The following is an 18,859-nucleotide window of genomic DNA, read 5'->3' as shown; positions in this document are numbered from 1 at the left end:
GGATTGTAAAGCTACGTATCTTTCACTCAAGATTGCTGCCCGTAGCTGCCAAACTTCTCCAGCACCGTGGCCATCTCGTCCGCATCGAGCAGCACTGGTTCGCCGATGGAACAGGCCCGCCAGTATTGCTCGCAAAGCGCTTCGAGTTCGATGCCAAGATCAAGTGCCTGATCGAGGTCACGACCAAAAACAAGCATGCCGTGATTGGCCAGCAGGCAGGCGCAGCGCCCTGCCATGGCGCTTAGCGCAGCGTCGGAAAGCGCTTGTGTGCCGAAAGTGGCGTAGGTTGAGCAACGCAGCGTGTCGCCGCCGAAGCGGGCGATCATGTAGTGGAAGGGCGGGATGTCGCGGCGCAGGCAGGCCAGGCTCACGGCGAAGGGCGAGTGCGCATGCAGCACGGCTCCGGCCTCCGGGCGGGCGGTGTAGAGGTCGCGATGAAATCGCCATTCGGAGGAAGGCTTGCGGCGGCCGGTGTACGATCCGTCAAGGTGCATGAAGACGATATCTTCAGGCTGCAGCGCCGCGTAAGCCATGCCGGAAGGGGTAATCAGGAAGCCACTCTCGTTGCTGCCTGCTTCACCTCGCTCTTCGGCACGCACGCTGAGATTGCCGGCGGTTCCCTTGTTGAGTCCTGATGCCGCCATGCGGCGGGCGGTGTCGATCAATTTCTGGCGCAGTTCAGTCATGGCAGTGTTCCGGGTAAAGTCCGCGCAGGCCTGTAGTCGTCGCCGGGCAGGCGCCACGCTCGGTGATGATCGCCGTGACGAATCGAGCCGGCGTAACGTCGAAAGCCGGGTTGGCCACCGCTTCATCCTCCGGTAACTGGCGCAATGCGCTGGTCTGCCCCATGACGTCGCGGCCGTACGCCACGCGCAGTTCGTCGCCGCTGCGTTCCTCGATCGGAATCCCGGCACCGCTTGGGCAATCGAAGTCGATGGTCGAGCGTGGTGCAGCGACGTAGAAAGGCACGACCGCTTCGCATGCGGCCAGCGCCTTGAGGTAAGTGCCGACCTTGTTGGCGACATCGCCATTGGCGGCAATGCGGTCGGCGCCGACGATCACCGCATCAACTTTGTTCTGCGCCAGCAGCAGGCCGGCGGCGTTGTCGGCGAATAGGGTGTGCGCAACGCCATGCTGCTTTAGTTCCCAGGCCGTTAGCAGCCCTTGGTTGCGCGGCCGGGTTTCGGAAACCCAGACGTGAATGTCGATACCTGAATCGAAGGCGGCATAGACCGGTGCCAGCGCTGTGCCGTAATCGACGGTGGCCAGCCAGCCTGCGTTGCAGTGGGTCATGATCTCCAGTCGGCGGTGCTTCCCCTTCAACGGTAGCAGCAGTTCCAGTCCGTGCTCACCGATGCGGCGGCATTGTTCAGCATCCTCCTCGGCAATCATGGCCGCCTCCTGCCAGGCCGCCTCGGCGCGCGCCGTAGGGGGGAGCGGAGTGAGATGGGCCTGCATGCGCGCCAGCGCCCAGTGCAGATTGACGGCGGTCGGTCGGGTGGCGGCGAGCGTGGAAACAGCGGCGGCCAATGCCGCATCGTCGGGCTGGTGCTTGAGCGCCAGCGCCAGTCCGTAGGCGGCGGTCACGCCGATCAGCGGCGCACCGCGCACCTGCATGACGCGGATGGCGTGTGCTGCATCATCCAGTGTGGCCAGGCGCCGGGTGCGGAATTCGTGGGGCAGCGCGGTCTGGTCGATGATATCTACGGCGCGTTTGTCAGGTGCTGGCCGCAAGGTTCGGGTGGGGACGTTATTGATTTTCATGCCCGGCATTTTAACAGCCGGCGCATTCCCCACGTATCGCCGCGATTTTGGGGCTAACCGGCAGACAGAGTACGGCGCTCGGCTTCAATGCGGGCCATGAAGCGTTGGATAAGCGTTTCGTTGAGTGGCGACAACTTGAGAAACCGGCAGCCCAAATGAAAGAATGCTTTCCTCGTGCGGCTTTCCTTGGCCAATAGGTAGCGAACCTCAAGGGTTACGGGAAGTACCCCGGAATCCCGCAGGTCAATCCAGCAGTTCTCGAGTTTCTCCAAAGGTTCGAACGAAAGTTGTTCCGATGCCTGGATGCCGACCCCGCCGACTGAAATGTCATACAGAGGCAGGGCGATTTCTTCAGGAGAGCCTCTCCGGATCCGGCAGATATAGGGCTTGCTTGTGGGTAACTGAAGGCGAAAGGCCTCTCGACGCTGTAACCGGAGGAGACTGTTCGGCAAGGCGACGGCAAATACCTGTTCACCTTTGAACGTCGTCTTTCGCGCCTGTTTCGCGGAAAACTGGATGCGAATGCCTTCAACCATGCCGCCGAACAAGCAGCGCTCTGCCTTCAGGAAGGCGACGTTGGTCTCTTCGCTGCCACCGATGTCAAAGTAGAGATAGCCATCGTCTTCTGAAAAGTCGATCAACACGGTAAGAAAGCTTTGCCTGCCCTCGTCGAAGGATACGGAAACTCGTTCGCTCTGCCTGATCAGGTTGCGCAGTTGGAAAAGAATTTCGCGGCGCCCGCTCAGGGTGCAACGTTCCAGATCTTCGTCGGTGTATGAATTGCTCATGATGCTCAGGCAGGTTGATGCGGGAGTAATTTCCGGGAGTTTTTGCATCCCAGCGGGGAACCGGTTTTTACGCCATGGGTTCAAGGGGGCGATCAATCGATTTGCCACTGTTCCTGTTTCGCTTGTCTGTCGATCGTTGTACTCATAAACTGCACATCTCATTGTTACCATCGCATTCAATGCGGATCGCCATGCTCAATACCTCTATCGCCATTGATTCCAAACTTCCCTGGGTGGGTACCATGATCTTGATAATCAGGTCCAAGTCAATAGTTTGATTGCTTGCGTGAGGCTGAAAGTGCTGCGCTAGATCGGGCAGCCACAGTATCCGATGGCGGTGCCGACTACTACGAGGGACGCCTCTGATTAAGCGGAGAATTCGTTACGCCGTAGCGAATAAAGGATCGGATCGCACAGAAAAAATGGCTCAACACGGCTACGTTTTGGCTACACATATCCACAGCCAAGCCAATGACAGGCGGCTATCGCCCCTAGTCAAAATTCAACGCGTACAACTGGTCACTTTTCAACGCGCGCTGACAGGACAAGGGATATCTATAGCGGTCCCTTGCCTATTTTGTCAATTGCAGAAGCTTGGTTATTGACGAGATTCATGTGACGTAATTATCACATAATTAACATTGCATGAATTAATGTGCTAAATTCATCACATGAATATTGCACAAATTAGAGACGTCCTCATTAGTCGTCGAAAAGAGCGCGGGGCAACTCAAGAGAAAGTTGCGAAATCGGCAAAGCTCAGTCGCGAGATGATATCGCGCCTCGAAAATGATGCTCACGATATTGGATTGCGCCGACTGTTGCGATTGTGCGACGCGCTCGATCTCGAATTGATCATTCGCCCCGGTCGCGGTCGCCCAACCCTTGAAGACCTTGGTGAGCTTTTTAAGGACGATGAATAATCCATGGAAAAGATCAATAAACTCAAGGTCGTTACGACCCAAGGCTTTTCCGGCGAGCTTATCCGCGAAAGCCAATTCGTCTTCAACTACCGCACAGCGGAACCCGCTTGCGAAATAGCACTTGCAATGCCCCTTCGTTCAAAAAGCTACACCACCAACATTTTGCCGGGGGTCTTTCGTCAAAACCTTCCCGAAGGCTTCTTGCTCGACTGGATAAAAGAGCGATTTGCCAAGGTGACAAAAATGGACGACATGACGCTTCTCGCCATTACTGGTCGCGACGTGATCGGTCGTGTCCGGACGCTTCAGGAAACAGACGACGGCAGCCCGAAGATTCCCGGCGAGCACCTGAATTCACTCCTGACGTGGAAGGGGACGGAAGACCTCTTTTCGCACCTCGCCAACCAGTACGCAATGGCTTCTGGCATCTCCGGCGTGCAACCCAAAGTAGTGGTTCCGCTTCATATTGACACCGCGAACGATGTCATTGAAAAGATTTCAATGAAAGACCGAAGCGTGATCGTCAAATCTAGCGGGGACGATTATCCCAATTTGGCGGAAAACGAATACTTTTGCATGTCAATTGCGAAAAGCGCTGGCTTGAACGTCCCGAAGTTTTGGCTTTCCGACGATAAAAAACTATTCATCGTCGCTCGCTTCGACCTCGGCGAAAAGGGCTATCTCGGATTCGAAGACATGACGTCTTTGATGGACAAGCAGGACAAATACGCAGGCAGTTATGAATTGCTCGCAAAGGCTGTCGGCGCTTATACAAATGGAGAACTTAAGACTCAGTCTCTTGAGCAATTGTTCTCCACTGTGGCCCTATCGGTACTGCTGCGCAACGGCGACGCGCACCTCAAGAATTTCGGCTTGCTTTATACCGACCCAACGACCAACGACGTCAGACTTTCTCCGATTTATGACATAGTAAACACGACTGTCTACATTCCGAATGACCCCTTGGCTTTAAAACTTAACGGATCAAAATTCTGGACGGCCACACAGGATTTGATCGAGTTCGGGAAGATTCATTGCTACGTTGACCATCCTGAACAAATTATCGAACGCATTGCCACGGCAGCAATGGATTATCGCCCGCCCGAGGAGTCGCAAATCTGGCGAGAGATGAAGCCGCTGATCGAAAAAGCGTGCTTCGGTCTCGCGGCCAACAAAACCGTATCGATCGGTGACTTATCCGCAAACACCGATGTCGGGGAAAAAGTCGTGACGGCAATTGGATAATTCGAATCTGACAAAAAGATGTCGGCTGATGATGCACCCTAACGAGGATATCGGCTGAATTTGCGCACTGAGTCATTTATCGCAATGGCAATTCTTTTGCGAAAGCAACTTCCACTTCTTCGGCCGAGTTGAGACAATGTCCTTCGATAATTTTTTTTGAAGTAAGGTCAGGAACACTTGTCGACTTCCGCATCTTCTGGTGCTTTGAGTATGGAAATATGAAAAACAATCATAAGCTTACGACCGATTCAAAACTGCCGAATATTGGTGTGACGATCTTCACCGTGATGTCCAAACTCGCTGCCGATTGTGGCGCGATAAATTTGTCGCAGGGTTTTCCCGATTTTCAGGCCGATCCGGCACTGTTCGAGGCGACGTTGCGCGCCATGCGCGATGGCCGTAACCAGTATCCTCCGATGGCCGGCATGCCGGAACTGCGCACGGCCATCGCCGACAAGATTGAAGCGCTGTATGGCGTGCGCTATGACAGCGATCAGGAAATCACCGTCACCGCCGGCGCAACGCAGGCCATCTTCACCGCGATTGCCGCCTTTGTGCGCGGCGGCGACGAGGTCATTGTTTTCGAACCGGTCTACGATAGCTATGTGCCGGCGATTGAAACGGTGGGCGGAAAAGCGGTTTATGCCCAGCTCGGATTCCCGGATTACAAGCCGGACTGGAGTCGGGTGCGCTCGCTGATTTCGCCGCGCACGCGCATGATCATCATCAACTCGCCGCACAACCCGACCGGCAGCCTGCTCGATGCCGAGGATCTGGCGGCGCTGGTCGAACTGACGCGTGATACCGACATTGTGGTGCTGTCCGACGAGGTGTACGAGCACATCGTGTTTGACGGTGAGCGGCATGCCAGCGTGGCAAGCATTCCGGAACTCGCATCACGCAGCCTCGTCGTTTCCTCGTTTGGCAAGACTTACCATATCACCGGATGGAAGATCGGCTATGTGTTTGGCGCGGCGGATCTGATGACCGAGTTTCGCAAGGTGCATCAGTTCAACGTGTTTACGGTCAATACGCCGTGCCAGATCGGGATCGCCGATTACATGCGCGATGCCTCGCGCCACTTGGGTCTGGCCTCGTTCTACGAGAAGAAGCGGGACTTTTTCCGCGATCAGTTGCGCGGTTCCCGATTCGAGCTTTTGCCCTGTCGCGGAACCTACTTTCAACTGGCGCGTTATGACAAAATCTCGGACCGGCCCGACCGCGAGTTTGCCCAGTGGCTGACGCGCGAAGTGGGCGTGGCGGTTATTCCGGTCTCCGTGTTTTACCAGGACGGGCGGGATGACCGCGTGGTGCGCTTCTGCTTCGCCAAGCAGGAAGCGACGCTGGCTGCGGCGGGCGCGAAGCTGCGGAGGGTTTGAGGCAGGAAAGACGGGCACCAGCGAGGAAGGCAAGGCCAGGAACCGTCGCGTCGAGCTGGTGCCGAATAACTGAGGCAGCGGCGCGTAGCGAATTTGCGCGCCTACCTCGCCAGCAACCGCTGCGCGCGGCACTCAACCTGCTGGTAGAAGAGCTCGCCGCCGCCGATGCTGGCGGCCCACGCGACGAACATGCCGAGAAACTGAATGGCAGGCGTGTGCGGCATGAAGCGCTCGAACAGTGCGTTGATCACCAGGCAGATCGGGAAATGTACGAGGAAAATGGAGAACGAAATCTGCCCGAGCCAGGCGATGATTTTTGATTTCGGCCAGTTTTCGATGATTCCGGCGTAACGGGCAACGCCCAGGGGAATCGCCACCAGCAGCGCGACCGCGATGCGCGAGCGATAGTCGATCAGCAGCGCGGCAATCACCAATGCCACGAGCAGGCCCAGCCAGAGCGGCGCCTCGTCGCGGTGGACAGTCCAGTAGGTGATGGCGCCAAGCCCGTAGGCGCCGAAGAAGTAGATGGCCCAGTTATCCCACGAGGCGTCGCGGTTGAAGTAATAGAGCGAAGCCAGTGACAGTCCGACGACGAGCAGGCGTCCGGCTACCGGTGCGTGCTCTCCTGCGTGGCGCGAGAGCCAGAGTGCGGCGAGCAGCAGGGCGTAGAGCTGGAAGTCGATGGCGACGTACCAGACGCCGGCGGAAATTCCGTCAAATCCAAGAACGTTCTGCAGCAGGAAAACGTGCGCGATGAATTGCGCCAGCGTCGGCGCCTCGGGGATCGAGTCGTGCGTGACCAGGCTGCGGGCGATGGCGGCGCCGAGGATGGCCAGCAACAGCGCACCGAGGAAGGGCAAAACGAGCTTGAGGTAACGCCGCCAGAGCAGCGTGTGCACTGGTTTTTCCAGCAGCCGGCCGTGGCGTGCGAGCGCCTGTGCCGCGAGAAAGCCGCCCAGCACAAGGAAGACCTGGACGGCGATCCGCGCATGTTGCGAGAGCCAGGAGATCAGCTCCGGAGCGATGGACTGGGCGTAATCCGACATCGGGCCGTAAAAGGCCAGATGGTGCAATACGATCAGTTGCGAGGCAACGGCCTTCAGCGCGTCGATCGAAGCCAGCCGTGAGCTGGTGGAAGGGATGGCGGCGCCGCCACTCATGCGCTGCGCTGGCTCAGGCAGGTGAAGCAGAGCATCGGCCACTGCTGCGCCCAGTGAGTCATCGGCTCACGCGTAAAGCCGCTCTTGGTGAACTGCTGCCAGCGGCCGATGACGTAGCAGAGCAGGATGTTGGCCAGCGCGCCAAAATCAGCGTCGGCGGAAATCTGTTCCTGCGTTGCGGCAACGCGCAGCGCCTGCTTGAGCGCGGCCTCGATCTTGTCGTGCAACTGGTTGATGCGCGCCTGCAAACGCTCGTTTTCGTGCACCAGCGCGTCGCCGGTCAGCACCCTGGTCATTCCGGGATTGCGCTGGGCGAAGTTGAGCAGCAGGGAGAGGATGTGCTCGACCTGTTGCAGGCCTTGCCCTTCCTCGGCGGAAATCTGGTTGATGACGCCGAACAGGCTGCTTTCGATGAATTCGATCAGCCCCTCGAACATCTGCGCCTTGCTGGCGAAGTGGCGATAGAGCGCGGCTTCAGAACATTCGAGCCGGGCGGCGAGGGCGGCGGTGGTGATTTTTTCCGCTTTCGGGTTTTCCAGCATCCCGGCCAGCGTTTGCAGGATTTGCAGCTTTTTTTCGCCCGGCTTGGTCATGGTCTCGTCCCTGAGTCGATTGTTCGACAGGCCGGATTATAGCCGCCCAAGCCGTTTCGGCAGGTCGAGAACCGAAGCGACCCGCACGTCGGCATAAGGCGGACGCCGGGTGCTAGCGCTCACCCACACGGTTTTCATACCCAGCCGTTTGGCGGTCTTCAGATTGGGTAGCGTATCTTCGACCATGATGCAGGAACGCGGGTCAAGCCGTTCGTCGTGCAGCAGGCGAAGAAAGCCAGCGATTGCCGGCTTCGGCTGAAAGCGCAATCGCTCGACCGTATAGACAGTGTCAAAGCAGCTGCGGATGCCGGTAATCGCCAATACCGACTCGGTGTATTTCAGCGGCGCGTTGGAGAAAATGATCTTGCGCCCCGGCAACCGGCGCAGCATGGCCTTCAGCCCGCGCTCGGCAATGACCGAGCGCTCAAGATCGGGAAACTGGTGCGTATGGTGCAGAAAGTGGTGCGGGTCGGTGCCGTGGTGGCGCATCAGCCCGAGCAGGGTGGCGCCATAGCGTTGCCAGTAATCCTGCCGCAGGCGTGCCGCCTCGGTTTCATCCACGTTCAGATGCTCGCAGATGTAGGCCGTCATCGAGCGGTTGATGTGCGGAAAGATGTGCGGAGTGGCGTTGTGCAGCGTGTTGTCGAGATCGAAAAGCCAGGTGCGCTGCACTTAACGATTCTTGATCATGGTGCCGACACCGTGGCTGGTCAGGATTTCCAGCAGCAGTGCGTGTTCGACGCGACCGTCGATGATGTGCACGCTCTTGACGCCACTGCGTGCGGCATCGAGTGCCGAGCTTATTTTCGGCAACATGCCGCCGAACAGCGTACCGTCGGCGACCATTTCGTCGATCTGCCTGGGGGTGACATCGGTCACCAGATTCCCTTCCTTGTCGAGCACGCCCGGGGTATTGGTCAGCAGCACCAGTTTTTCCGCCTTGAGGATTTCGGCGATCTTGCCGGCAACCACATCGGCGTTGATGTTGTAGGTTTCGCCGTTTTCGCCGACGCCAATCGGTGCGATCACCGGAATGAATCCGCCGGCTTCAAGATGGCTGATCAGTAACGGGTCGATTTGCGTAATATCGCCGACCATGCCGATATCGATCGGATCAGCCTCATTCTCCTTGTTTTGCAGCAGGAGCTTTTTGGCGCGGATCAGGTTGCTGTCCTTGCCGGTCAGACCGACCGCCTTGCCGCCCGCCTGATTGATCAGGTTGACCACATCCTTGTTGACCTGTCCGCCGAGGACCATTTCGACGATTTCCATCGTCTCGGCATCGGTAACGCGCATGCCCTGGATGAACTCACCCTTCTTGCCGACCCGCGTCAGCAGATTCTCGATCTGCGGGCCGCCGCCATGAACAACAACGACGTTCATGCCGACCAGTTTCAGCAGCACCACGTCACGCGCAAAACACTGCTTCAGTTTCTCGTCGATCATGGCGTTGCCGCCGAATTTGACGACGATGGTCTTGCCGTGGAAGCGTTTGATATAAGGCAGCGCTTCGGCAAGGATGGTGGCTTCCTGGGGCGGGGAGGATTGCGGGAGGTTCATGGTCGGGGTCCTTGAAATGGGTGGCTGATTCTACCCGGCACGGTGGCAAATAAAAAGATGGAGAGTTGGCATGGTTCGTAAGACACCCTGTAGGTCGGGTTAGCGCAGCGTAACCCGACAATTGCCGGATCGATTGGCCTGCGCTGATGTCGGGTTACGCCCTTCGGGCTAACCCGACCTACAGGCTATGTGCCTGGAGAGTAGCGTAAACAGGCGCTCTTCGGCATGTACTTTGGTAGAACGCCATTCCACGCGGCTTGCCGAGGTGGAGATGCTTCAATGCGCCAAGCCCGGTTTAATTATGGAAAATTTGATACTGGTAAGTGCTACCGCTTCGCAGAGATTGATGCACTTGCCGAATTAGTGCGCAAAATCTCTTCTTTGCGCCGCATTGCCGGAGCTCTACTCTTGTCGGGAGTGGGCTGCGTCGTTACGTTATTTCATTTCTGTGGCTGATTTTCTTTCCGCTTCCACAATTCCTCGGCCGGGGTTGGGTGGTCTCGCAATTCGTGTGCTTTTTCCGCACCGAAGCCGAGTATTCCACCTTCTTTTGCATAATGCACAAGCTGCTGGCGGCACCTTTTCGAAATGATCGCGTTCGCGGCGGAGGCGTCTTTCTGCTTGAGATAGGCCTCAACGATATTCTGCACAAAGGCCGACTCTGAATCCGTGTCGCGTAAATTATCCTTGCGGATTAGCAAGTCGTAGTCCGATTCGCTTTGTGGTGTGAAATAGGTGTGGTTTCTATCAAAGAGTAAGGCCGTTCTGGCAAGCAAATCATCAAGCACCGAATCTGTGGTCAGCAAATCGAGCGTATCTTTGATGTAGGACGTATCTCCCTGCTTCTGAAATGCGATTCGCCCCCGCCTGAATTCCTCTTGAGTCGGCGCGACCATCGTGTCGCTGTTGTCAAGGACACGGAATTTCCCTTGCGCTACAAGGCTTGCAAACGGCGCGGTTGAAACCAGCGCCCCTCGTACCCGGAACTTCCAAGTCTCGCCTTGGTATTCAACTTGCTGATTGCTTTCTGCCAATTGCCGTTCAAGTACATGCGGCATGTACAGCGTGCACACAATCTTGTAATCCGCCCAACCCTTACCCGCGCCGATGATCATTCCTTTGGGATCGACGAAGCCAAAGGTTTGGGTTTTGGTTTTGTGATCGAGAATCCACAAGATGAAATCCGGGTAAAACCAATCCGAGTCATCTACTCTCAGGCAAAACGAGTCCTTGCGCTTTTCAATGTTGCGCTTGAGCCAGATTTCACTGTCGCCCCATTTGAGCGGTGTCTGCTCGCTCCAGGGTTGACCGCCATGCGGATAGAGGTAATTCACCAGGTCGCGGACAAACTGCTCTTCATGTGCATCAAGCTTGCCGGGGCCGACCTCAATATTCTGCTGATGTGGCTTTAGCAGCACGGGTTGAAAAACACTTCCTGGTACGCGCACCTCGACAGTGTCTATGCCACGATGGTCGATAATCCACGGAAGATTCTGCACGTCCGGGCAGGTAATGCCGCCCTCGAATAGCCCATTCTGAACAGGGAGCTTCGGCTTATTCGCCATGGGCGATTTCCTTGTAATAATCGTATTCGAGATTCAACGGTGCGGCTGCTTTTCGCTGGTAACGGCAATGCCGGCTTTCCTGCTTGCGGTAGGCACTCTCGAACAAGCGGCGGACAATCGTGCCTGCCATGCGGTTGATACGATCAATATCATCCTTGCGGGCTATGGCCAACACGCCGGGTAGCCCAAAAATCACATACCGATCGCTATGCAGTGCGGCGGCGATGCCCGCGCGATCAAATCTGAAGTTCCACCAATGCGCCTGTTGGCGCCGAAAATCGACCAGATGGCGATATAAGGCATCAACGTCAATCAGAGCGAGGCGCTTCTTGAAATCTTCGGTCAAATCACTACCGACTTCGTCCTTCAAATGACTGACATCACCCGCTTTCAACTGGGACGACGCCACTGATGCCGCGAGCGAAATTCGAATCGGGTTGGCCGCCTTCAGCCATCCACCGCCCATTGCACTCACTGAAAAATCGCGCGCTTGCGGCGTTTCAGCAATCACCGTCTGCAACAATGGCGGGAAGGGATCAAGCGGCTTTATCTTTCCCATGGTGCGCGTAAGCTTACTGACACCGTTGTCCGACAAGCCTTGCAAGAAGGTATCGAGATAGCCGGATTTCAGGCCATAAATATAAGCCGTTTGTAGCGGCACGATGGCCTTGGGTGGGCTTTCCATCCGTTTGCCGTCGCCTTTGACGCCAGCAAAGCGCACCACCCGGCCAAACATCTGGATGATCAGCGAGCCTTCACCCTGACCAAGTCGCAGCAGTGTTAACGATGACGCACGATAGTTATCCCAGCCCTCTGCGAAGCGTCGTGAGCCAATGAGCACGTTCACCTTGCTCCCCGCTGCATCCAGCGCGGCAAAGAGCGATGACGACATCGCATCCTCTTCCACGGCCAGGCCATTTTCTTCCATTTTTTTCTTCAGGCCGCTCGCATCGCCGACATTGACGACGCCAAAATAATGGCAGCTATCGCCGCGCAAAAGCCCCAGCCCCAATTCGCCCGATGCCGAGCGGATGATGCGGAAAACTGCTTTGTCCCCGGCGTGCCAACCGAAAACATCCGTCAGAACGCGCTTGACCAACGCCTCTCGCGGCAGGGCGCTGGCAATGGCGCGCACCTCGCCAGGTAGAATATCCAGCAGAATGCCAGCCGTCCCGAGTAACTGATCAAGACTGTTTCGCAATTCGTTTGGACGGGTGAGCGTGATGTGCAGGAAGCGCAGAACATCAACGACGTCGGATGTTTGTTCCACATCCTTCTTGGCCGAACTGCCGCCAATAACCGATAACCCGAGCAGAACCCACAAGGGTGCAGCGACCTGCAAGCCCGCATATGAAACGGCCTCCCGCGCTTCACTGCTGGCAAAGGTGATTCGTTGATGCCAGAAAGCAAGTAAGGCTGCGGTCAATGTTTGCTGCTGGAGGATGGCGCTGGTGTCCTCCTTGCCTTGCAGGCGCAGATGCCAGAAATCCTTGCCGTAACGGTCTTGATGAAAGCGGTCGTAGGCGTAATCGAAAATCACTGCTTTGGCGTAACGCCCAAAAGCATGCTCGCCTTCAGCCACCTGACCGAAGGTTGCGGAGAACTCGATCAACAATCCGCGATGCGCTGTCTCGGTGGCATCGATGCCGGCCAGGTCGGCCTGCAAGGCTTTCCAGGTGCTGTCCTCGGTTTTAAGTCCTTTATGGCCTTCATCCACGAAAACAAGATTGCAGCCATCCTTGAAAACATGGGTTGGCACCGTAAGGCCATCACCCTTTTTCTCAACCGCCAGTTTATTAATATCGAGCACGATGACTGTATCCGGCGGCAATCGGCCAAGTGCCGAGGCATCACCATCCATCGGATAGGCAAAAACATCCCAGGCCGCCAGTGCCCGCAGTTTTTCTGCATGTTGCCGGGTAAGTGATTCCGACGGAGTAATGATCAGGATGCTGTTCCAGGGACGTAGCTTTTCCAGCAGCGCCAGACAGGCATGCAGCACATGCGTTTTGCCGGCGGCAGTGGCCATCCAGAATGCGGCCAGTTGCAGGTCAGCCTCTGAGAAGGGCTGGATGACGAAATCCGCATCTTTCGGCTGGTGCTGGGTCAGGTACTCGTTTAAGCGAATCAGGAATGCGGCGGGATCATCCTGCTGCGCCGTCACCCAATGCGCGAAGAGAACCAAGGCCAGATATTGCGCGTACCGTGGCGACAACCCCGCTTTCAGACAGGCGGCGCGGACATTGCCATCCAGTGTGATCAGATGGTCACTGCTTCCCTTGCACACCGACAACAGCGCATCCAGATACTTTCCTTCAGCCAGCCCCGGCTCTGCGCCAATGTTCTCTTCCACATTACGCAACTGCTGCATCGCGGCAAGCTGCATCAAACCCAATTCAGCCAGCAGCGCATCGCGCAACACCAGCGCCGCCTTCAGCTTGGCGTGGCCGGAACGTTTGACCAGCGCCATCAAACTCTCCCGAACTGCAAGGCAAAGGCGGTTTCGATAGCTTCCAGTTGCTCGCAACCAGGGAAGGACAAGTCAGCCGGGGCGTTGACGAACACCCGGTCAGCCGGATGTGCCGCAAGTTGTTGTTCGACCCAGGCTGCCGAACTAGCCAGTCCACTATCGCGGAAAAAGACCGCCACCGATTCGCCCCGGCGGTTGGTGCCGGTCATCACCACGCCCTCGGTTTCCCGGAACAGGCGCGCAATGTCGAGGCCGAGCAGATAGGCCAGGCTCTCCACTAAATCGACATCGCGGAACGGCGCATCGCCGCCACCTTCGACACGTTTTAACTGGCGTCCGAAAGGGGAACTGAAATGCTCCACCGCGCAGAATAAAGAACGGCTAGCCTGGTCGAGGCGATAACGCAGGGCGAGGGATTGGTTCTCGCTGAGTAGATCACCGGAATCACCGGTCTTTGTCTCAATGGCCAGATTTTCCAGAGTGTCGTCGTATTGCTCCAAGGATTGCACGCGGACAAATGCGCCTCGTCCGGTTATGGCCTGCGCGCTGCCGCCTTCCCAATCCAGAGAGGCAGCAACTTTTTTGATGCGCGGAAGTGTGACAGCCTCAAAATATTTGTTTACCTCGACAACAAGAAAGCGCGTGTTGGTGTCTGAGTTCGCATTCATTTGCAGCACTGCGTGTGCTGTTGTTCCCGATCCGGCAAAGAAGTCGATTACCAATGCATTGTCTTCAGTCGCCCCAGAGACCTTGAGAGATTCCTCTACGGCAAACACTGATTTTGGGTAGGAAAAAGCATCGTGCTGCTTGAACAGTTTTTTGAGCACTCCTGTACCGTGCTCAGTTGCCGAAAATTTGGAGTCTATCCACATAGTTGTAGGGAGTACTCCTGTGTTGGAAGGGCGATATTTGTAATAGATTGCCCAAATACCAGAACTGTCTTTGGTCGCTCTGAAATTGTTGGGCTTCGCGTTCACCTCGTCATGCTTGTAACGCCAAGTTCGTTCTATCTGGTTATCGTCAATTGGAAATACGAGTGTTTCTCCAGATTTCGGAACTTCCGTGGCAGTCCAGTTTCGAGCTAATTCGTTCCATACAATGTGCGGAACCCGAATACCACTCTCACTGACATACAGAGGGTAGTGAAGAGTTCTGCGAGCGGACCGCTCAGAATTCGACCCCCTCTTTCTGAACAACTCCCACATGTAGGAACCATCGTTGTCTATTTCCTTGTAGCGCTTCATTTGCGCATTAGTACGATCTAGCCGATCAAGTGCACTAGTGGTTGAGTTCTGAACAAAGAACCCATACTCGTGTGACACGGCAAAACCACTTGGCTTTGGCCGCCCCGATGGATTGATACGGATAGAAACCACCCCAGCAATTGAGTTCTCACCAAATATACGTTCCAACAACATCCCAAGAGGCTTCTGTTCGTAATCGTCAATCGTGCAACAAAGCACGCCATCATCTCTCATCAAGCGACGGCCAAGCTTCAGTCTGTCATCCATCAATGCCATCCATGAGGCACTTCTGTAGCCGTTCTTGTAGTCAATCGGACCAGCATCTGTGTTGTAGGGCGGGTCAATGTAGATGCACTTCGCTTGCTCGCGGTATTTCGTCTGCAAGGTATTCAGCGCCTGCCAGTTATCCGACTGAATCGCCACGCCATCCAAAGCCTCATCAAGGCCGATGCTTGCAGTCACCGCTCCCAGCATGGCCCATTTGAAGTCAGTGTCGAAATTGCCGGTATCCGCCGGCAACGGCAGGTAACGAGTTGCTGCGGGCGTCGCCAGGTCGCCTGGCGTTTCCTTACGGCAGTCTGCTGCTGTGGCATATTCGCCCAAGCCGAGCGCCAGCCATTCGGTGCGCTGAACGGTCACAATCTGTTCACTATGCTGCTCCAGCCATTCTGGGCAGTGGCGTTGCAGTCGGTCGAGGGTAATGACGTAGCGTGTCTCGAAAACCAGTTTTTTCTTTTCCCACAGCGATTTCTGGAAGTCTTCAAGGGCGGCGAGAAAGTCGATGATTTTGAGTCCGATGCTGCGCACGATGCGGCCGACATTGATGACGCGGCTTGATAGGTTTTTATCAACCAGTAATTGCTCGGTATCCAGAACCTCGGTTTTGATGAAAATATCCAGGTCTTCGGATAGCGCCTCACGCAACCGCTTGTGGATGAAAAAATCACTCTGGTTACGAGTGATGTAGCGACTGAGCCACCGCTTGATGTCAGCTGGATCGCCACCGGTCTGGGTATGAATGCGGGTGACGATCTCTTCACGCTGCTTGTCGTTCTGCGGGCCCTTGAGGTACTTGAGGCAGACGCTAAACGGCTTGTTGGCTGATTCAATGCTGGCAAATTCGTAATGCGCTTTTTCGTTGGGTTTGAGCGCGGCACGTGTGGTTTGCAGGCTATCGGCATCGACAGTGAAGGTAATGCGCTGCCCGTTGGCGAGTCGTACCGGGTAGTCCGTAAAAATGTCGCCGGACTTGATGTAGTACATGTCCTCGGTTGCCCAGTGGAATTCAGTGTCTTCACCAGTGGAGCGGATGTAGCGTGATCCGCCCTTGCCGTAACGTCGCTCGACAATGAAATCACCGTCCTGGTAGTGGCGGCTAAAGAATTGATACAGGCGGTTCAAGACTTCGGCGCGGTCGTGGTCGGCCGTAGTGCTGCCGTCGAGCGCGTCTTTCAGCGCCCGGTATTCGTCGACCTGGGCTTTATTGGCCGGGATGGCTGATGCAGCGGCAAGCTGGCTCTCGCGTTGCGCTTCGGTCATGCCGGGTTTTAATCCAAGATCGGCCTCAATTCTGGTGAGAGTTGCCCGGTCGACGGCGGTGGTCTCGTGGTCGGCCTTGCTGAATGCTTCGTCGAGCAATTGCCCCAGTTGCCCACCCTGCAAGGTACGGGATTCTTTCCCGGTGCTGACAATTTCACCAAGAAACGCGCGCACCTCCCGGTTGTGATGGCGAATAACCCGGTACAGCCCAAAATCCAACGCTTCAGAGTCGTCCAGTTGGAATAGTTCGGCCATAAGCTGCACAAACTGGGTTTCGATGCGCTGACGATGAGAATGTGTAGTCATGGTAGTTGAGTGATTGTTACGTTAAATGCGTAACCGTAAATAATAACCGGTTACGCTTCGGTTTGGCGCTCCACGTAGCTTTCGGGCATGGAAAACGTCAAAACAAAGTTTGCTAATCGGTTACGCGAGGCGATGGCGCGTGCTGGGTATCAACCCAAGCCCGCAGTGCTGGAAAGGGAGTACAACCTACGCTGCTGGGGGAAACCGGTGACGCTGCATGGGCATGGCGTCAGGCGTTGGTTGCTTGGTGAAACCATTCCCCGCGAGGATAAACTGCTGGTGCTGGCCGAGTGGTTGCAGGTATCTCCACACCAATTACGCTATGGAACGGAAATTTACCAGACGATTGAAACTCGCCGTGCCCGTTGGGAGGCGGCGATCAGCTCTCAGGAACGCGATGTAATTGAGGCGTACCTCAGCCTGCCGGCAGTGCAACGGAAGGCAGTGCGTGAAATTATTCTTGGACTCGGTCAGGCAAGCCTATTGCCGAGTACGGTGAAGGATCAGTTGCCGTGAGACTCTCTTGTAAAGCGTGTCGCTGCGTAGAGATTGATCCACTTGCCGTATGGAAGGGGAAACCAAAAGGAGAAATCAGCTACGTTCTGGAAGGCATTCCGTTTTCGATCAGACACCTCGCGTGATGCTAGAGTGATTTAGAAATTTTGCCTTCTCATTTACTCATGTCGCCTAAACCCGCATGGATAAACGATCTTCATGATATGTATCTGAAGGTCGGCGTATTTAATGGCTATCCGGCTTACCGGTCTGTAGAACGCCAGCTGGAGCGGCTTTCAGGCGGTATGCTGGCGAAAAAATAACGGGAATAATCATGGCGCTTGAAGAAAAAGTAACGCCCAGTGTGTGTGCCGGCTGCGGTGCCTCTTTTGTCTGCGGGGCGGTGGCCGGGCTGGCGACCTGCTGGTGCATGGAAAAACCGGCCGTTTATTTCGCGGCGGAAGCCGGCGGCAGTTGCTATTGCCCGGCGTGCCTGGATAAGCGCGTTAGCGAGCAACTTTCTCGGGCAACATGAGGATGGCGTCGCGGTTGGTCCAGGAGAAGCATTTCTCGGCGGCTTCGCGCCAAGGCAGCCACTGGTAGTTCAAATGCTCGTCGGGGGCGATGGTGACCGGCTGCTGTGCGGGGACTTCGAGTGAGAAAACGTGTTCGGTGTTTTGGGTGACGCCGGGCGCATAGCGATGGCGCCATTCGGCGAAAATCTCGAAGGTGTTGGTGATCTGCCAGTCTCTGAAAGCGCTTTGGCTGGCGGCGATGCCCGTTTCTTCCTCGACTTCGCGCGCGGCGGTATCAATCAGGCTTTCATCGTTTTCCTGGCTGCCGGTAACTGATTGCCAATAGCCGGGGTGCGAACTACGTTCGAGGAGAAGGATGTGAAGATCCGGCGTGTGGATAACGACCAGTACGGAGACTGGCCGTTTGTCGCCAGTCATGACTTGCCGGTAGAGAAATCTTGCCGGATGGCCGGGGCTGGGTCGTCCTGCAGATAGAAGATGCGGAACGGAATGTTCCTCGTTTGCCACGCCTCGACAGCGCTGGCGAGGACTTCGTTGAATGCCGCAAAACTGGTCGGGTTGGCGCTCAGCTTGTCGCTCCCGGCGAGGGTAATGACGTAGCCGGGCGCCGGGTGCCAGGAGAAGTCGGTCAGGCAGTCATGGAGCGCGTCAAGATTGCCGCCAAACCAGTCAGGGAATTCAAGATCACGTTGCAAGGCATTGATGAAGCCCGGGACATTGTGGGCCTGCTCAAGATCAACGCTGAAAAAGGCCTGCTTGAGCTCGTCCGCAGCTTGACGGAGCGCGGGCAGATCCTTGCGCGCCAGTCTGAAGATGCCGGCGCTGATGTTTGCCACCTGTTTCTCGTGTGGCGGGTTGCGGTGCTGGGTCATGGTTCGCGTATCCGGCGGAAGCTGCGGTAGTGATCGCCGGTGTAGTAGTACTCGCCGGAGGTGGCGACATTGCCCGTTCGGCCGCTGCCGGCAATCAGGCGTCGGGGGCCGCGATCGCGGCTGCCCGGGGTTGGAACGGTGTATTCGCGGTAGTAGCCGCGAGCTTGCAGCGGCAGGCGCTTTTCGAAATTGCCGAAAGTGCTGCCGTCCTTGTGCGGGTAAGGGAACGGTCCGCCACGCTGGATCAGGCGTAGGGTGTGTTGCGCTTCTGGCGGTAGATCGGCGAGCGCGATACTGCGGTTGTCGTAATAGGCCTCGCGTGCCTGCGCCGTGTTGGCCGCCGTACCAGCCATGCCAAAAAATCCGGCCAGCGCCAGGAAAAGCGCCAGCCGGAGGAATGCAGTAAACCGAAGCATAGGG

At 56.4% G+C, this 18,859-nt stretch carries 18 protein-coding genes; 5 read left to right on the top strand and 13 right to left on the bottom strand.

Translation table 11 applies throughout. The features are described from left to right. Positions 1-26 precede the first annotated feature (26 nt). From ACOYNV_RS02165 to ACOYNV_RS02155, 3 genes are read right to left on the bottom strand one after another with little or no spacing between them, the layout of a single operon-like run. Positions 27-686 (bottom strand): class II aldolase/adducin family protein, encoded by a 660-nt coding sequence (locus ACOYNV_RS02165; protein ID WP_422898089.1) that lies wholly within the window; start codon positions 684-686, stop codon positions 27-29. Then, entirely contained in the window at positions 679-1,764 is a 1,086-nt protein-coding gene (mtnA, locus tag ACOYNV_RS02160; RefSeq protein ID WP_422898135.1) for an S-methyl-5-thioribose-1-phosphate isomerase, read from the bottom strand. The genes ACOYNV_RS02165 and mtnA overlap by 8 nt, the downstream gene beginning before the upstream one ends. A gap of 53 nt (positions 1,765-1,817) precedes the next feature. Continuing rightward, complete coding sequence (locus ACOYNV_RS02155; protein WP_422898088.1) at positions 1,818-2,552, bottom strand: flagellar brake protein; 735 nt, start codon at positions 2,550-2,552, stop codon at positions 1,818-1,820. A 671-nt stretch (positions 2,553-3,223) separates the two neighbouring features. Between ACOYNV_RS02155 and ACOYNV_RS02150 the strand changes: the two genes are divergently transcribed. From ACOYNV_RS02150 to ACOYNV_RS02140, 3 genes are all read left to right on the top strand, one after another. After that, positions 3,224-3,475: a helix-turn-helix domain-containing protein gene (locus ACOYNV_RS02150; protein WP_422898087.1), complete on the top strand. Its 252-nt coding sequence runs from the start codon at positions 3,224-3,226 to the stop codon at positions 3,473-3,475. A 3-nt stretch (positions 3,476-3,478) separates the two neighbouring features. Next, positions 3,479-4,720, top strand: a complete 1,242-nt coding sequence (locus tag ACOYNV_RS02145; RefSeq protein WP_422898086.1) for a type II toxin-antitoxin system HipA family toxin — start codon at positions 3,479-3,481, stop codon at positions 4,718-4,720. 218 nt (positions 4,721-4,938) lie between these two features. Next, entirely contained in the window at positions 4,939-6,099 is a 1,161-nt protein-coding gene (locus tag ACOYNV_RS02140) for a pyridoxal phosphate-dependent aminotransferase (RefSeq protein WP_422898085.1), read from the top strand. Positions 6,100-6,200: 101 nt separating this feature from the next. Here the strand turns inward: ACOYNV_RS02140 and ACOYNV_RS02135 are convergent, their stop codons facing one another. From ACOYNV_RS02135 to ACOYNV_RS02105, 7 genes are all read right to left on the bottom strand, one after another. After that, positions 6,201-7,301 (bottom strand): acyltransferase family protein, encoded by a 1,101-nt coding sequence (locus ACOYNV_RS02135; RefSeq protein WP_422898084.1) that lies wholly within the window; start codon positions 7,299-7,301, stop codon positions 6,201-6,203. After that, positions 7,256-7,852, bottom strand: coding sequence for a nucleoid occlusion factor SlmA (slmA, locus tag ACOYNV_RS02130; protein ID WP_422898083.1), 597 nt, complete (start codon positions 7,850-7,852; stop codon positions 7,256-7,258). The genes ACOYNV_RS02135 and slmA overlap by 46 nt, the downstream gene beginning before the upstream one ends. A 36-nt stretch (positions 7,853-7,888) precedes the next feature. Next, positions 7,889-8,524, bottom strand: a complete 636-nt coding sequence (locus tag ACOYNV_RS02125; protein WP_422898082.1) for a pyrimidine 5'-nucleotidase — start codon at positions 8,522-8,524, stop codon at positions 7,889-7,891. Beyond that, positions 8,525-9,412: an acetylglutamate kinase gene (argB, locus tag ACOYNV_RS02120; protein ID WP_422898081.1), complete on the bottom strand. Its 888-nt coding sequence runs from the start codon at positions 9,410-9,412 to the stop codon at positions 8,525-8,527. Positions 9,413-9,852: 440 nt separating this feature from the next. Continuing rightward, positions 9,853-10,977: a hypothetical protein gene (locus ACOYNV_RS02115; RefSeq protein ID WP_422898080.1), complete on the bottom strand. Its 1,125-nt coding sequence runs from the start codon at positions 10,975-10,977 to the stop codon at positions 9,853-9,855. Beyond that, positions 10,967-13,447, bottom strand: coding sequence for a DEAD/DEAH box helicase family protein (locus tag ACOYNV_RS02110; RefSeq protein ID WP_422898079.1), 2,481 nt, complete (start codon positions 13,445-13,447; stop codon positions 10,967-10,969). The genes ACOYNV_RS02115 and ACOYNV_RS02110 overlap by 11 nt, the downstream gene beginning before the upstream one ends. Next, positions 13,447-16,536: a site-specific DNA-methyltransferase gene (locus ACOYNV_RS02105; RefSeq protein WP_422898078.1), complete on the bottom strand. Its 3,090-nt coding sequence runs from the start codon at positions 16,534-16,536 to the stop codon at positions 13,447-13,449. The genes ACOYNV_RS02110 and ACOYNV_RS02105 overlap by 1 nt, the downstream gene beginning before the upstream one ends. 87 nt (positions 16,537-16,623) lie before the next feature. Between ACOYNV_RS02105 and ACOYNV_RS02100 the strand changes: the two genes are divergently transcribed. Both ACOYNV_RS02100 and ACOYNV_RS02095 read left to right on the top strand, forming a co-directional pair. Next, positions 16,624-17,052 carry a hypothetical protein gene (locus ACOYNV_RS02100; protein ID WP_422898077.1) on the top strand — a complete coding sequence of 143 codons (429 nt, stop codon included), beginning with the start codon at positions 16,624-16,626 and terminating at the stop codon, positions 17,050-17,052. Between the two features lie 313 nt (positions 17,053-17,365). Next, positions 17,366-17,566: a cysteine-rich CWC family protein gene (locus tag ACOYNV_RS02095; RefSeq protein ID WP_422898076.1), complete on the top strand. Its 201-nt coding sequence runs from the start codon at positions 17,366-17,368 to the stop codon at positions 17,564-17,566. On the opposite strand, the gene nudB is transcribed toward ACOYNV_RS02095, so the two are convergent. From nudB to ACOYNV_RS02080, 3 genes are read right to left on the bottom strand one after another with little or no spacing between them, the layout of a single operon-like run. Further along, a complete protein-coding gene (gene nudB, locus ACOYNV_RS02090; protein WP_422898075.1) occupies positions 17,538-17,984 on the bottom strand; it encodes a dihydroneopterin triphosphate diphosphatase in 447 nt (148 codons plus the stop codon). The two genes, ACOYNV_RS02095 and nudB, sit on opposite strands and share 29 nt — an antisense overlap. Continuing rightward, entirely contained in the window at positions 17,981-18,439 is a 459-nt protein-coding gene (locus tag ACOYNV_RS02085) for a barstar family protein (protein ID WP_422898074.1), read from the bottom strand. Before ACOYNV_RS02085 ends, nudB begins: the two co-directional genes overlap by 4 nt. Beyond that, complete coding sequence (locus tag ACOYNV_RS02080; protein WP_422898073.1) at positions 18,436-18,855, bottom strand: ribonuclease domain-containing protein; 420 nt, start codon at positions 18,853-18,855, stop codon at positions 18,436-18,438. The genes ACOYNV_RS02085 and ACOYNV_RS02080 overlap by 4 nt, the downstream gene beginning before the upstream one ends. Positions 18,856-18,859: the final 4 nt, after the last annotated feature.

Source organism: Propionivibrio sp. (assembly GCF_049316945.1).
Taxonomy (GTDB): Bacteria; Pseudomonadota; Gammaproteobacteria; order Burkholderiales; family Rhodocyclaceae; genus Propionivibrio.
This window is presented reverse-complemented; position numbering and strand designations above follow the sequence as displayed.